This window comes from Rhodococcus sp. MEB064, assembly GCF_000834565.1.
Lineage (GTDB): Bacteria > Actinomycetota > Actinomycetes > Mycobacteriales > Mycobacteriaceae > Rhodococcoides.
In genome coordinates this window covers 1-13,838 of record NZ_JXQS01000043.1, presented here as the reverse complement: position 1 = coordinate 13,838, position 13,838 = coordinate 1, and the positions used below count along the sequence as shown (strand labels likewise).

The window sequence follows — 13,838 nt, the reverse complement described above, 5'->3', positions numbered from 1 at the left end:
CGGAAGAGCGTTGTCCGCCAACCACGTTCGCATGGCCGCGTATGCCTCCGGCGACCGTGGACGGACGTCGTCCGGCCCGATCGACGACGCCGCGGACAGCTTCCCGGTGGCCAGCGGACCGGTGCACGCGAGTAGGACGTCCTTGTTCTCGAGGAGTCCGCCGCTGAGGAAGTCCGAATCCTGGTACGGCGGATCGGCCTCGGCCGCAACGTCACTGGCGAGGAATCCCTCGACGACAAACGGCATGATGGACTGCTGCGGGAGCGTGAGGTCACCGAGTCCGCCCTCGGGAGCGATGGGGCTGACGTCCGCGGCCGGTGACAGGTTCGCCGAGCCGACGAAGTCGAGTCCGTCGCCGTACTCGTCGGCCATCTCCGCCGCCGCCCAGGTCGCCTGGCCGCCCTGCGAGACACCGAGGGCAGCCCACCGGGTTCCGCTGCCCGGAGCGATGTTCCGCGCTGCCCGCACCGCGTCGATGATGTCGTATCCCGCTGTGGGCGCGTCGAGGTAGGGATGCGGATCGTCGGTACCCAGCCCCTGGTAATCGGTGACGGCGACGACGGCCCCGCGTTGGAGCAGCGGCGTCACCAGTCCGATGGCGCCGAGCAGGTTGGGATACAGCGACGGTGCGCACTCGTCCGTCACGCCGGTGGTGCCGTGGCCGACGGAGACGACCGGCCAGCCTCCGGCCGGAGGTGTTCCGGCGGGGACGAACACGACTCCGGTGACATCCGCGCCGGCCCCGTCCCGCACGCCCGAGGTCGAGCGGTAGGTGATCCGGTGGGCGACGGCGCCGAGGTTCGACACGGCCTGATCCACCTGTCCCAGCACGACATCGGAGACGATGGCACCGCGTTCGTCACCGGCCGGTGCCGGTGAGGTGGGGGCCGCCGCAGGCGTCGAGGACGTCGGGTCGTCGGTCGTTCCGGACGAGCACCCCGCCAACGCCAGCATCGACACCGCCATTGCCATCACTGCTCTGCGCACAGGGTCAACCTCTTTCCGCCATGAATCGTTGCAGCCGGGTCTCGCTGGCCGCCTGTTCGAGATCGAGCCCGTCCAACACGGTACGCAACACCTCGTCGTCCAGTTCGCCGGAATCGCGGGCGCTCAGGAGCGCTTCGCGTTGCCGTCGCAGCACCGTCCTGCGCCACTCCTCGAACGTGGCACCGGTGGCGCGGGTGCGTTGCGCGCGTTCGTTGTCGTCCTCGACCTCACCCGCCTGGATCCGCGCCATCGTCACGCGTCGCACGCGCTCGAGGACGTCGGCGGTGTCCTTGTCCGACACCTTCTGCAACGCCTCGTCCAGGCACTCCTGCACAGCCCGACGGGAGATAAGCCGCGCGCGATGCCTCTGCTCGTCGAGATGCTCCGCCTCCAGCGGATCGGTGATGTCGAGCCGGGCGATGACCAGAGGCAGCGTCACTCCCTGGATCAGCAGTGTGCCCACGGCGACGGTGAACGCGATGGCCTGGATGATGCCGCGACCGGGGAAGTCGTCGCCGGCCAGCGTCGTGAACGGCACGCCGGCCGCGGCGGCGAGCGTGACCACTCCGCGCATACCGGCCCACGACAGGACGACGTTCTGTCGCCACGTCAGTTCGCCGTGTTCGGACTTGCGCAGTCGGTGATAGGACCGCCGTATCGCCGAGCCGGCGAACAGGGCGAGAGGGCGCAGCACCATCACCAACAGCAGGACCAGCAGGCCGTACAGGAAGATCACGTGCACCGGCAAGCCCTCGGCGGCGATGTCGTCGATGACGAACTTGAGCTGCAGGCCCATGTAGGCGAAGACGAACGTCTCGAGCAGCAGATCCAGGGTCGGCCACACGTGACGTTCCTGGATGCGCGTCGGAACGGCGTCGCTGCTGCGCGCGGACCCCAGCACGAATCCGGCCGTGACGACGGCGAGCACGCCCGACGCGTGGATCTGCTCGGCCGCCAGGTAGGCGGCGAACGGAATGAGAATGCCGAGAACGGTTTCCAGGGCGCTGTCGGACATGCGATTGCGGGCGAAACGCACCAGCCTGCTCAGGATGTACCCGACGGCGACGCCGCCGACCACCTCGTAGAGGAAGAACACCACGGGCGAGTCGACACCGATGCCGCTTCCCGTCACCGAGGCCACCGTGATGGTGAACAGCGTCAGCGCGGCAGCGTCGTTGACCAGCGATTCACCGGTCAGGATGGCCATCATGCGGGACGGCAGACCGAGCTTGCGACCCACGGCGACGGCGGCGACAGCGTCGGGAGGGGCGACCACGGCCCCGAGGACCAGGGCTGCGCCGAGCGTCAGTTCCGGGACCAGCCAGTAGGAGAAGTACCCGACCGACACCGTCGTCACGGCAACCAGTCCGACGCCGAGGCGGACGATCGACCGGAAGTTGTGCGCGAACGAGGTGAACGAGAAGTTGAGCGCCGTCGAGTACAGCAGGGGCGGAAGAATCACGCCCAGAAGCAGTTCCGGTTCCAGCGCGGGGCGCGGAAGTCCGGGGATGAACGAGGCGACCGACCCGACAGCGACGAGGACGAGCGGTACCTGCAGTTCCAGGCGCTTCGCGAAACCGGCGATGACGACGGCACCCACGATCACCAGAAGCAGGAGCCACCCGTCCATCGTCTACGGTCCGACCCTGGCCGGCCTACTTCTCGGGGATCGCCTTCTTGGCGGCGTCCTGAACCTTGTCGATCTTGTCGGCGTACTTGCCCTGCGTCTTCTTGTCCGCGAAGTCCGCTGCCTTGTCCACGGCCTTCTCGATCTTGTCGCTGTTCTGAGCGGCGGCCTTCTTGCCCTGGCCGATCAGCTTCTTGAGGTTGTCCACGAGTGCCATGGCTGTCACGATACCGCGCCGGACCACCAGCGACGGTTCGGCAGAGTGCGCGAGAGATCCACGCGCTGACCGGGCATCGGCACCGCCACGGAGATCCGCGCGTCCTCCGCTGCGGTCAGGAGGCGTTCGACGGGCTCGGACCACGGGTGGAAGGCGAGGTTGAACGTCGCCCAGTGCACGGGGACGACGACTCCGGCGGACGGATCGCCGCCCTGGAGATCGGCATGCGCCCGCGCTGCCTCCTCGGGATTCATGTGGATGTCGCGCCAACGGTCGTCGTACGCACCGACCGGGAGCATCGTGACGTCGAACGGACCGAGTCGTTCACCGATGCCGACGAACGCGTCGGTGTAGCCGGTGTCGCCACCGAAGAACGCACGGTGCGACGGGCCGACGATCGACCACGACGCCCACTGCGTCGTGTCCCGGACCAGCGACCGACCCGAGAAGTGCCGGGCCTCCAGACACGTGAGGGTCAGTGACCCGATGGAGACGTCGTCGTTCCAGTCGAGTTCGACGATCCGGTCCTCGGGGACCTTCCAGCGACGCAGATGCGCACCCACCCCGACGGGTACGACGAACGGCGCAGACTGGGTCGACGTCAACGTGGCGACCGTGTCGCGGTCGAGATGGTCGTAGTGGTCATGCGAGATCACGATCGCGTCGACCTGTGGAAGTGCTTCCGCCGCAACGGGAACGGGGTGGAGGCGAGCGGGTCCGACCACCTGCGACGGCGAGACGCGCCGACTCCACACCGGGTCCGTCAGCACGCGGTACCCGTCGATCTCCACCACCACGGACGAATGGCCGAACCACGTGACCGCGAGGTCTCCTGCCTCCGCCGGTGCGAGCGGCGTGGCCAGCGGGACCGGACGCTCGGGACGTCCCGAGCGGCCGCGGGTGAGCATGGCGACACCGATACTCGCCTGCTCCCCCGCGGCCACCGCGGAACTCGCTGCCGTGTTGTGGAACTTCCGGTCGGAGTAGTGCGCGGAGCCCGCGGCGTACGGACGGATGGCACCTCGTCCGGCGCCGACCGCGGACGGCACACCCCACGCCGCGCGCGCGAGCCAGGACAACCCTGCGGCGGCGAGCCCGATGGACACTGCTGCGGTGGCTGGTTTCACGCTTCCGACACTAGTCCACGGTTGGTGTGTACCTGTTTCACAAGTAATGGCTCACTTCTGTTCGGGCAGGATGTGCTCCCCCGTCTTGTCCGTGCTCAGCGACAGGGACGAGATGTAGAGAGTCTCCCCGTCGGGACCCTTCTTCGCCGACGCGATCATGTCGGGGCGCTCGAACTCCATGCCCGACACGGAGCACATCAGCGTGGCGTCGGACGGGTTGCCGTACTCGTCGAACATCGGCAGGTCGATGCCGTCGTCGGTACGGCGCAGGTAGTACTTGCCCTTGGTCGCGACAGCCAGGACAGGCGGGAGGACGATGGCCAGCACCAGGGCCACGATCGGCGAGTACGGCTTGATCGCCGGCCCGAAGGCGCCGAAGAAGACGAGGATCGACAGGATGGCGGAGACTGCCATCGATCCGAAGCCGACCGGGTTGACCGCGTAGAGCATTCCGCGTCGGAACTCGGGGACCTTGGGTGAGAGCTTCAGGATGTACTTGTTGAAGACGATGTCGGACGCCACGACGGCGATCCAGGCGATACCGCAGTTGGCGTAGAAGCCCAGGATGCTGTTCAGGAAGTCGAACATGTTGGCTTCCATCAGGATCAACGCGATCGCGAGGTTGAACAGTACGAAGACCATGCGGCCCGGGTAGCTCTTGGTGACGCGGGTGTAGGAGTTGGTCCAGGCGAGCGAGCCCGAGTACGCGTTGGTCACGTTGATCTTGATCTGGCTGATGACGACCAGGATGACGGCAAGCGTCATGGCAAGCCATCCGGGCATGAAGTTCTCGTAGATCTCGAGGAACTGGTGCACCGGTTCGTTCGCGATGCTGGACCCGTCGACGACGTTCGCGATGAGGTAGACGGCGAGGAACAGGCCGACGATCTGCTTGAGGGCACCGAAGATGACCCAGCCCGGTCCGGCGAGGAGCACGGCGGTCCACCAACGACGCGAGTTCTCGGGCGTCTTCGGCGGCATGAAACGCAGGTAGTCGATCTGCTCGGCGATCTGCGCGATGAGCGAGAGGCAGACACCGGCCGCCAACATGACGGATCCGAGGTTCACGCCCTTGCCCGCGTCACCGTCGGCGCCGCCGAAGGCCATGAACTGGCCGACGGAATCCGGGTTGCTGACCACGAGGTACACGAACGGCAGCACCATCAGGATCAGCCACAGCGGCGTCGTCCAGACCTGCAGTTTGGCGAGCGCCTTCATGCCGTAGATGACCAGCGGGATCACCATCAACGTCGAGACCGCGTAACCGATGGGGAGCGGAATGTTGAGGCCCAGTTCGAGTCCCTGGGCCATGATCGACCCTTCGAGTGCGAAGAAGATGAACGTGAACGTCGCGAAGATGACGTTGGTGACCACCGAGCCGTAGTAGCCGAAACCGCTTCCGCGCGTGATGAGGTCGAGGTCGATGTTGTAGCGCGCCGCGTAGTACGCCAGCGGGAGACCGGTCAGGAAGATGACCACGGCGAAGACGAGGATGCCCCACAGCGCGTTGCCGGTGCCGTACGAGATGCCGATGTTGGCGCCGATGGCGAAGTCCGCGAGGTAGGCGATACCGCCGAGGGCCGACGTCGCGACCACACCCGTTCCCCACTTGCGGTAGCTCCGCGGTGCGAACCGGAGCGTGTAGTCCTCGAGCGTCTCCTTCAGCGCAGCGTTCTCCTTGGCCGCACCCGGCGCGAGCGTCGAATCGGGGGGTACATCTCCGAGAGCGGTCATAAGTTCGTGCCTCCGGTCGTCGTCACACGCCGTGCGGCGCGATGCGAGATGACCGTAGGAACGATGTGTTGCCGATTCGTACGAGCTTGATGTCCAGTGCGTTACGTAGACCCCGAGGCGATACCCGTCGCCCGAATTGTCCGGTTGCGCTACTCCCCGAGGAAGACCGGGGGCCGCTTCTCGCTGCGCGCACGACGAGCCTCGACCGCGTCGTTGCTCGCCCACGCGGCCGCGAACGCCTCGCTCTGGGCTGCATCGGGCTCCGACCTCGTCCCGTCGTCGTTGAAGACGAGCTTGAGGTGCCGCAGAGCCAACGGGGCCAGCTGGGCGATCTCCTCCGCCCATGCCAGCGCGGTGTCCAGGTCACCCAGCTTGTTGGCCAAGCCGCACGAGAAGGCCTGCTCGGCGCCGATCTGCTCGGCGCCCATCAGCACGGTGCGAGCCGGGCCACCTCCGGCGAGGGAGACCAACCGTCTCACCGTCCAGCTGTCCACGGCGATCGCGAGTCGGGTCGACGGAATGGCGAAGAACGCACCGGAGTCGACGACCCGGAGATCGGCGGCGATGGCCAGCTGCGTTCCCGCGCCGACGGCCGGACCGTTCACCGCAGCGATCACGGGGATCGACACCGTCTGCAGCGCGCGGTTCATCGACAGCAACGCGTCCGGGAACTCCGCGGCAATGCTCTCACCCGACAAGTCGGCGCCGGCACAGAAACTCGTCCCCTCGCCGGTGATCACGACGACGCGGACCCCGTCCGCCTCGGCGCCCTCCACCGCCTCCCGCACCTCTGTGCACAGAGCCGTGTTCAGAGCGTTGCGGCGCTCCGGTCGCTGCAGTTCCACGGTGAGAACCGCGCCGTTCCTGGTGAGACCGATGGTCACGTTGTGTCTTCTCTCTGCGTCGAACGAAGTGTTCTGTGAGACCCCCCGACGCGAATTTACCGGGTGCGTACCCCTGCCTGGTGTACTGGACGGGTGCAACACGTCGACGTCGCAGTGATCGGTGCCGGGCAGGCCGGCCTGTCCGCGGCCTATTTCCTGCAGCGAGCCGGTCTGACGGCGTGGGACGACTACGTGGTGCTCGACGGCGCACCGGCCCCCGGAGGTGCGTGGCAGTTCCGGTGGCCGTCGTTGACTCTGGAAACGGTCAACGGCGTGCACGACCTCCCGGGCATGGCCTTCGCCGACACCCTGGACCCCGATGTCGACCCGGCGCACGTCCCGGCGTCGACGGCCGTTCCCCAGTACTACGCCCGCTACGAGAAGCACTTCGAGCTACCGGTGCGCCGGCCCGGCCGAGTGTCCGTCGTCTGCGACCGCGACGGGAGGTACCGGGTCGAAGCCGAGCAGGGGGACGTCCACGCCCGCGGGTTGATCAACTGCACCGGCACCTGGGAGCACCCCTTCGTTCCGAACTACCGCGGGATGTCGACATTCCGGGGACGCCAGCTGCACACCAAGGACTACGTCGACGCCGACGAGTTCCGCGGCAAGCACGTCGTGGTCGTCGGGGGCGGCATCTCCGCCGTGCAGCTGCTCGACGAGATCTCCCGAGTGACGACGACGACCTGGGTGACGCGTCGGGAACCGGTGTGGCTGGAGCGCGAGTTCACACCGGAGGTCGGTCGCGCCGCCGTCGCGCAGGTCGAGGACCGGGTGCGGCAGGGACTGCCGCCCGGTTCCGTGGTGTCGGTGACCGGGCTGATCCTGACGCCGAGCCTGCGGGAAGCACGCGAGCGCGGCGCCCTGGACCGATTCCCCATGTTCTCCGAGGTAGTGCCCGACGGCGTTCGGTGGGACGACGGCAGCACCGTCGACGCCGACGTCATCCTGTGGGCCACCGGTTTTCGGAGCGCACTCGATCATCTCGCCCCGCTGCGGCTTCGAGGAGCCGGCGGCGGGATCACGATGACCGGTGCGTCGGCGACGCAGGTGGCCGCCCGACCCACCGTGCATCTCATCGGTTACGGTCCGTCCGCCAGCACCATCGGCGCCAACCGTGCCGGGCGAACGGCCGTACGAGAACTACTTCGGGAGCTGGGTCGGTCGTGAGTGCAGTAGTCCGTATCGACGAACTGTCCGCCTATCGCGGGGAGCGCACATTGTTCGACGGACTCGACCTCACCGTCGGGCCCGGCGACGTCGTGGGGCTCGTCGGTGCCAACGGCGCGGGCAAGTCGACACTGCTCGCGATCGTGGCCGGCGAAGGTACGGCCGAACACGACGGAACGGTGACTCTGACGCCGTCCGATGCGACGGTGGGCTATCTGGCCCAGGAAGTCTCGCGCATACCGGGTGAGACGGTCGAGCAGTTCCTGCAGCGTCGCACCGGCGTTCGCGCGGCGGAAGATGCCATGAACGCCGCTGCGGAATCGCTCGGAGACACCGACGCCGAGGACCTCTACACCCCCGCGCTCGAGAAGTGGTTGACGCTGGGCGGCGCGGACCTCCCGGAGCGCGCCGAGTCGGTGCTCGCCGGGCTGGGCCTCGAGACGGCACTCGACACCGAGATGGCGGCGCTGTCCGGTGGGCAGGCGGCACGAGCGTCCCTCGCCGGAATCCTGCTGGCGCGCTACGACGTCCTGCTTCTCGACGAGCCCACCAACGATCTGGACCTGGCCGGCCTGGAACAACTCGAGAACTTCGTGTCCACGACGCAGTGCGCCGTGATGATCGTCAGCCACGACCGAGAGTTCCTGGCCCGCACCGTCACCGGGATCGTCGAGCTGGATCTCGCGCAGCAGCAGATCGCGGTCTACGACGGCGGGTACGAGGCCTATCTGGTCGAGCGCGACGTGGCGCGTCGTCACGCACGGGAAGAGTTCGAGCAGTACGCCGACACCAAATCAGGGCTCGAGGATCGCGCTCGCATGCAGCGGAACTGGCTCGAGCACGGGGTGCGGAACGCTCGACGCAAGAGCAAGGACAACGACAAGGCGAGCCGGAAGGTCCGCGCCGAATCGACGGAGAAGCAGGCCGCGAAGGCGCGACAGACCCAGCGACGCATCGAGCGACTCGACGTCGTCGAGGAGCCGCGCAAGGAGTGGGAACTGCGAATGGAGATCGCGGCGGCGCCGCGCAGCGGCAGCGTCGTCGTCTCGCTGAATGCCGCTGTGGTCGAGCGTGATTCGTTCCGGCTCGGACCCGTGACCGCGCAGATCGACGCCGGTGACCGCATCATCGTCACCGGCGCGAACGGCTCCGGCAAGACCACATTGCTCCACCTGCTGCTGGGCCGCATCACCCCGACGAGCGGATCGGTCAGCAGGGGTTCGGGCGTCGAGATCGGCGAGATGGACCAGGCACGATCAGCGTTCGACGGGACGGATTCGGTGGCGGACGCCCTGGCCGCGTCGGTCCCGGACTGGCCCGACGCCGAGGTCCGCACACTCCTCGCGAAGTTCGGCCTGAGGGGCCAGTCCGCCCTACGCCCGTCGGCGTCGCTGTCCCCCGGCGAGCGCACCCGTGCCGGTCTGGCGTTGCTGCAGGCGCGAGGAGTGAACCTGCTGGTTCTCGACGAGCCCACCAACCACCTCGACGTCCCGGCCATCGAACAGCTCGAGTCGGCACTCGAGTCCTACGAGGGCACATTGCTGCTGGTCACGCACGACCGACGGATGCTCGACTCGGTCCGCGGCACGCGGCAGTGGACCGTCGAGTCAGGCCTGCTGCACCAGGCCTGACAGCCGGCCTCGGCCCAAACCCACCGCGAGTACGTCCATAGCGTCGCTGTATCCCCGGGATTCACGACGATTCGGGCGTACTCGCGGGAGGGGTGTGCCTGCGGTGTTGACAGATCGTTGGGTTTTTACAACACTCTGATGCATGAGTCCGGTCAAACGTGGGGATCAGCTCCCCATTCACAACCGCATCGGCGTGCTGCGCGCCGAGCGCCGGATGACGCGTGCGCAGCTCGCCGAGCAGGTGAACGTCAATCCACAGACGGTCGGCGCCCTCGAACGCGGAGACCACTACCCCAGCCTGGATCTCGCCATGCGCATCTGCGAGGTGTTCGGGCTCCCGGTCGAGGCAGTGTTCTCGCGTACCGAACTCGGCCCACTTTCCGCAGAACTGTTCTCCCGGGAGGGGCGATCATGAGCGACACGATCCTGGAGCGCTATCAGGCGTTCCGCACCCGCCGATACCTGAAGAACGAGGCGCGCTACGCCCACTACCTCCCCACATGGCGCACGCGCTCACGCCGCCGACTCCTGGTGTGGGTTCTCGTCGCTTCGCTGATCGCTCTTACGGCGTCGTCGGTATTCATCCTCGTCGGACCCGAGTGGGCGCCGCTCACCTGGCTTCCCGGCGCGATCCTCATGAGCGTGTCGTGGACGACGATGCAGATCGTCACCGGCCGCCGCAGCGACGCTCCTGCCGACGCGCTCGACGAGTGGGATCTACAACGTCGCAACAGTGCTCGCTCCATCGGGTTCGCGATCACGCAGGGCGCCGTGACGGTTCCGACGGTTGCCCTCGTGTGGGCCACGTCGTTCACCGACGATCCCCGCCTCGCACTCGGTGGCGGATTCATCATACTGAGTGGTCTACTTATCGGGATCTGCTCTCCCGGCATCATCCTCGCCTGGACGGCGCCGGTCGACGAACCGGACGAATTCCCCTCTCCCGCACTCCATCAGGAAGGATCAGCATGAGCGGCTCGACTCTCGAGATCGACGGCCTGCACAAGAGATACGGGGACACTGTCGCCCTGGACGGCGTCGGCTTCACCGTGAATCCCGGTGAGGTGTTCGGCTTCGTCGGCAGCAACGGAGCCGGCAAGACCACGACGATGCGCATCACCCTCGGGGTCCTCGCCGCCGATTCCGGGGAGGCTCGACTCAACGGGCAGCCCATCGACCTGAACGTCCGCCGCACAATCGGCTACATGCCGGAGGAGCGCGGTCTCTATCCGAAGATGAAGGTCGGCGCTCAGCTGAAGTATCTCGCGGAACTGCATGGACTCTCGAGTTCCGACGCCTCCGCCGCTGTCGCCCGGTGGACCGAAAGGTTGGGCATCGACGCCCGCGTCGGGGACACGGTCGACTCCCTGTCGTTGGGCAACCAACAGCGAGTGCAGTTGGCAGCGGCCTTGATTCACGATCCGGCGGTGCTGGTGTTGGACGAGCCGTTCTCCGGGCTCGATCCCGTGGCGGTCGACACGATGAGCGAGGTGCTGCTCGAGAAGGCGCGCACCGGCGTTCCCGTGCTGTTCTCGAGCCACCAACTCGACCTGGTGCAGCGACTGTGCGACCGCGTCGGCATCATCGGTGCCGGCCGGATGAAGGCCGTCGGCAACGTCGACGAACTGCGAGGGAGCTCGGGCTCCACCCTCGAGGTGCACGCACCGGCCGCGCCCGCAGGGTGGGCCGACACCGTTGCGGGGGTCACCACGCTGTCCCACACCGACGGTCGCACGAGGCTCACTCTCGACCCGAGTGTCGACGATCAGGCCGTACTCGCCGCCGCGCTGGCCACCGGGCCTGTTCACGAGTTCGCCCGCACCACTCCGTCTCTGACCGATCTGTACCGGGAGGTCGTCGCATGACCGAGCACTCGAACACCCGACCGCCCCTGTCGGCACGACGCGCCATCACGTTGGTGGCCCGGCGTGAATTCGACGTCCAGGTACGCAAGAAGAGTTTCCTGATCTCCAACGCCATCGTGCTGCTCGTCATCATCGGCAGCATCGTCGCGTTCTCGCTGTTCTCCGGCGGAGACGATTCGGAGGACCGCACGCCGCTGGGTCTGGTGGGCGACCAAGCGTTGTCGCAGACACTGACCGCCGTCGGCGACCAGCTCGGCGAGCCCGTGGAGGTTCGGCAGATCGACACGGCCGACGATGCCCGTACCCAGGTGACCGACGGCGACGTCGATGTCGCGCTGGTCCCGGGTAACGACGGCGCCTACACGGCGATCACCGAGGATTCCGTGGACGGCACGCTGAAGGCCGTCATCGACACCGCTGTCTCCGCGAAGGCGCAGAACGACACCCTCACCGGCCTGGGCGTCGACCCGCAGGCAGTCGCCACCGCCACCGCGAACGCTGCTGTGACGGTCGAGGCGGTCGATCCGCCCGATCCCGCACAGGGTCAGCGGCTCGCCTTGAGCTTCATCGCGGTGATCCTGCTGTACGCACAGATCATCACCTTCGGCATGTACGTCGCGATGGGCGTCGTGGAGGAGAAGTCGTCCCGTGTCGTCGAGCTCCTGCTCTCGACCGTCCGGCCGCTGCAGTTGCTGTGGGGCAAAGTGCTCGGTATCGGCGTCGTCGGTCTGCTGCAGTTGACCGCCTACGGCGCAGCCGGTCTGATCGCCGGAACCGCAACCGGCACACTGACGGTCACCGGTACCGCGGTGAGTGTCTTCGTGTCCACCATCGGATGGTTCGTCCTGGGCTTCGCGTTCTTCGCCGTGCTGTACGCGGCAGGTGGGTCCATGGTGTCGCGTCAGGAGGACGTGAACTCCACGACGATGCCGTTGCTGATCGTGATCCTGGCGATGTTCTTCGCGGCGTTCTCCTCCATCGACGACCCCGGCGCGACGCTTCCCACCGTGCTGTCCTGGATCCCGCCGTTCTCCGCGATCCTGATGCCGCTGCGCATCGCCGCCGGAGTGGCGAGCCCCGTCCAGGTCGTGGGAACGATCGTCCTGATGATCGCGGCCACGCTGATCCTCGCCGTCCTGGCCGCCAAGATCTACCAGCGCTCCATCCTGCGCATCGGCCGCACGGTCTCCTGGAAGGAGGCACTGGGCCGCGCCTGACCGCACGCCATACTGAGCGCATGACGACCTCGGCGCAGCAGTTCCTCGACGCGGTGCTCGATCCCGGGAGTTTCCTCTCGTGGGATCGGGCACCGCTCGTCGTCCCCGCCGACGAGCGCTACCTGGCCGACCTCGAGCGGGCACGGACCCGCAGCGGAGTGGACGAGGCGGTACTGACGGGCGAGGGCACGGTCGCCGGCCGGCGCGTCGCGGTCGTCGTCTGCGAGTTCGCGTTCCTCGCCGGCTCCATCGGAGTCGCTGCCGCGGAGCGGATCACGCTCGCGGTGGAGCGCGCCACGGCGGAGGAGCTGCCGCTGATCGCCTCGCCCACCTCGGGCGGCACCCGGATGCAGGAAGGCACCACCGCCTTCGTGCAGATGGTCACGATCGCCGCCGCGGTGACGCTACACAAGAACGCGTCGCTGCCGTACCTCGTATACCTCCGTCACCCGACGACGGGTGGGGTGTTCGCGTCCTGGGGGTCGCTCGGCCACATCACGCTCGCCGAGCCCGGCGCCCTGATCGGCTTTCTCGGACCCCGCGTCTATCAGGCGCTGTACGGCGAGGACTTCCCCGAGGGCGTGCAGACCGCGGAGAACCTCTTCCGCTGCGGAGTCATCGACGCCGTTGTCGCGCCCGACGACGTGCGGGACGTGATGGAGCGGGCACTGGTCGTCCTCCGGGATCCGGCCGAGCCGCAGGACAGCGGACCCGAGCCGCAGGACGCCGCCGGGAGCGCGGTCTCGGCATGGCACTCGGTGTTGCTGAGTCGCCGACCCGAGAGACCCGGCGTGCGAGAGCTGCTCGCGGCGAACACCTCTCATCACATTCCGTTGAGCGGTACCGGTCGCGGCGACTTCGACTCGACGGTCACGCTGTCCCTCGCCCGGTTCCGAGGACGACCGTGCGTGGTGTTCGGGCAGGACCGCACCGGGCAGACGCCCGAGAACACGATGGGCCCCGGCGCACTGCGAGAAGCGTTGCGCGGCATGCGACTGGCGGAGGAACTGGGCCTGCCGGCGATCCTCGTCATCGACACCCTCGGGGCGTCGCTGTCCCGAGAGGCCGAGGAGCACGGCCTCGCCCCGGGAATCGCGCGGTGCATCTCGACGCTGATCACCCTTCGCACGCCGACGGTGTCGGTTCTGCTGGGCCAGGGCACCGGCGGCGGCGCTTTGGCGTTGTTGCCCGCGGATCGCGTCGTCGCCGCGCAGCATGCCTGGTTGGCGCCGCTTCCTCCCGAGGGCGCCAGTGCCATCGTCCACCGCGATACCGCGCACGCCCCGGCGATGGCCGAGGCTCAGGGCATCAGGCCCGTCGACCTGCGTGAGTCCGGCGTCGTCGACACGATCGTGGCGGAGGACCCGGACGCTGCCGAC

The 13,838-nt window shown here is 67.7% G+C and carries 13 protein-coding genes; 7 read left to right on the top strand and 6 right to left on the bottom strand.

Going from position 1 to position 13,838, the window contains the following annotated elements; genetic code table 11:
• The 6 genes from RU01_RS17785 to RU01_RS17760 form a co-directional block, all read right to left on the bottom strand.
• Positions 1-987 (bottom strand): lipase family protein (locus RU01_RS17785; RefSeq protein ID WP_156148977.1); only part of this gene is annotated, 987 nt, incomplete at its 3' end.
• Between the two features lie 4 nt (positions 988-991).
• Positions 992-2,617: a Na+/H+ antiporter gene (locus RU01_RS17780; RefSeq protein WP_042575921.1), complete on the bottom strand. Its 1,626-nt coding sequence runs from the start codon at positions 2,615-2,617 to the stop codon at positions 992-994.
• Positions 2,618-2,642: 25 nt separating this feature from the next.
• Positions 2,643-2,831, bottom strand: a complete 189-nt coding sequence (locus RU01_RS17775) for an antitoxin (protein ID WP_042575922.1) — start codon at positions 2,829-2,831, stop codon at positions 2,643-2,645.
• 5 nt (positions 2,832-2,836) lie between these two features.
• Positions 2,837-3,958, bottom strand: coding sequence for an MBL fold metallo-hydrolase (locus RU01_RS17770; protein ID WP_231568759.1), 1,122 nt, complete (start codon positions 3,956-3,958; stop codon positions 2,837-2,839).
• A 51-nt stretch (positions 3,959-4,009) separates the two neighbouring features.
• Complete coding sequence (locus tag RU01_RS17765; RefSeq protein WP_042575919.1) at positions 4,010-5,692, bottom strand: purine-cytosine permease family protein; 1,683 nt, start codon at positions 5,690-5,692, stop codon at positions 4,010-4,012.
• 149 nt (positions 5,693-5,841) lie between these two features.
• Complete coding sequence (locus RU01_RS17760; RefSeq protein WP_042575918.1) at positions 5,842-6,576, bottom strand: enoyl-CoA hydratase; 735 nt, start codon at positions 6,574-6,576, stop codon at positions 5,842-5,844.
• A gap of 93 nt (positions 6,577-6,669) precedes the next feature.
• Between RU01_RS17760 and RU01_RS17755 the strand changes: the two genes are divergently transcribed.
• The 7 genes from RU01_RS17755 to RU01_RS17725 form a co-directional block, all read left to right on the top strand.
• Complete coding sequence (locus RU01_RS17755) at positions 6,670-7,746, top strand: NAD(P)-binding domain-containing protein (protein ID WP_042575917.1); 1,077 nt, start codon at positions 6,670-6,672, stop codon at positions 7,744-7,746.
• Positions 7,743-9,377, top strand: coding sequence for an ABC-F family ATP-binding cassette domain-containing protein (locus RU01_RS17750; RefSeq protein ID WP_042575916.1), 1,635 nt, complete (start codon positions 7,743-7,745; stop codon positions 9,375-9,377). The genes RU01_RS17755 and RU01_RS17750 overlap by 4 nt, the downstream gene beginning before the upstream one ends.
• 142 nt (positions 9,378-9,519) lie before the next feature.
• The gene (locus RU01_RS17745; protein WP_042575915.1) at positions 9,520-9,792 is read left to right on the top strand and encodes a helix-turn-helix transcriptional regulator; all 273 of its coding nucleotides are present in this window, start codon (positions 9,520-9,522) and stop codon (positions 9,790-9,792) included.
• A complete protein-coding gene (locus RU01_RS17740) occupies positions 9,789-10,349 on the top strand; it encodes a hypothetical protein (RefSeq protein ID WP_042575914.1) in 561 nt (186 codons plus the stop codon). Before RU01_RS17745 ends, RU01_RS17740 begins: the two co-directional genes overlap by 4 nt.
• Positions 10,346-11,242, top strand: a complete 897-nt coding sequence (locus RU01_RS17735) for an ABC transporter ATP-binding protein (RefSeq protein ID WP_042575913.1) — start codon at positions 10,346-10,348, stop codon at positions 11,240-11,242. The genes RU01_RS17740 and RU01_RS17735 overlap by 4 nt, the downstream gene beginning before the upstream one ends.
• The gene (locus RU01_RS17730; RefSeq protein ID WP_042575912.1) at positions 11,239-12,459 is read left to right on the top strand and encodes an ABC transporter permease; all 1,221 of its coding nucleotides are present in this window, start codon (positions 11,239-11,241) and stop codon (positions 12,457-12,459) included. Before RU01_RS17735 ends, RU01_RS17730 begins: the two co-directional genes overlap by 4 nt.
• 20 nt (positions 12,460-12,479) lie before the next feature.
• On the top strand, positions 12,480-13,838 hold a 1,359-nt coding region (locus tag RU01_RS17725; RefSeq protein ID WP_042575911.1), incomplete at its 3' end, for a carboxyl transferase domain-containing protein.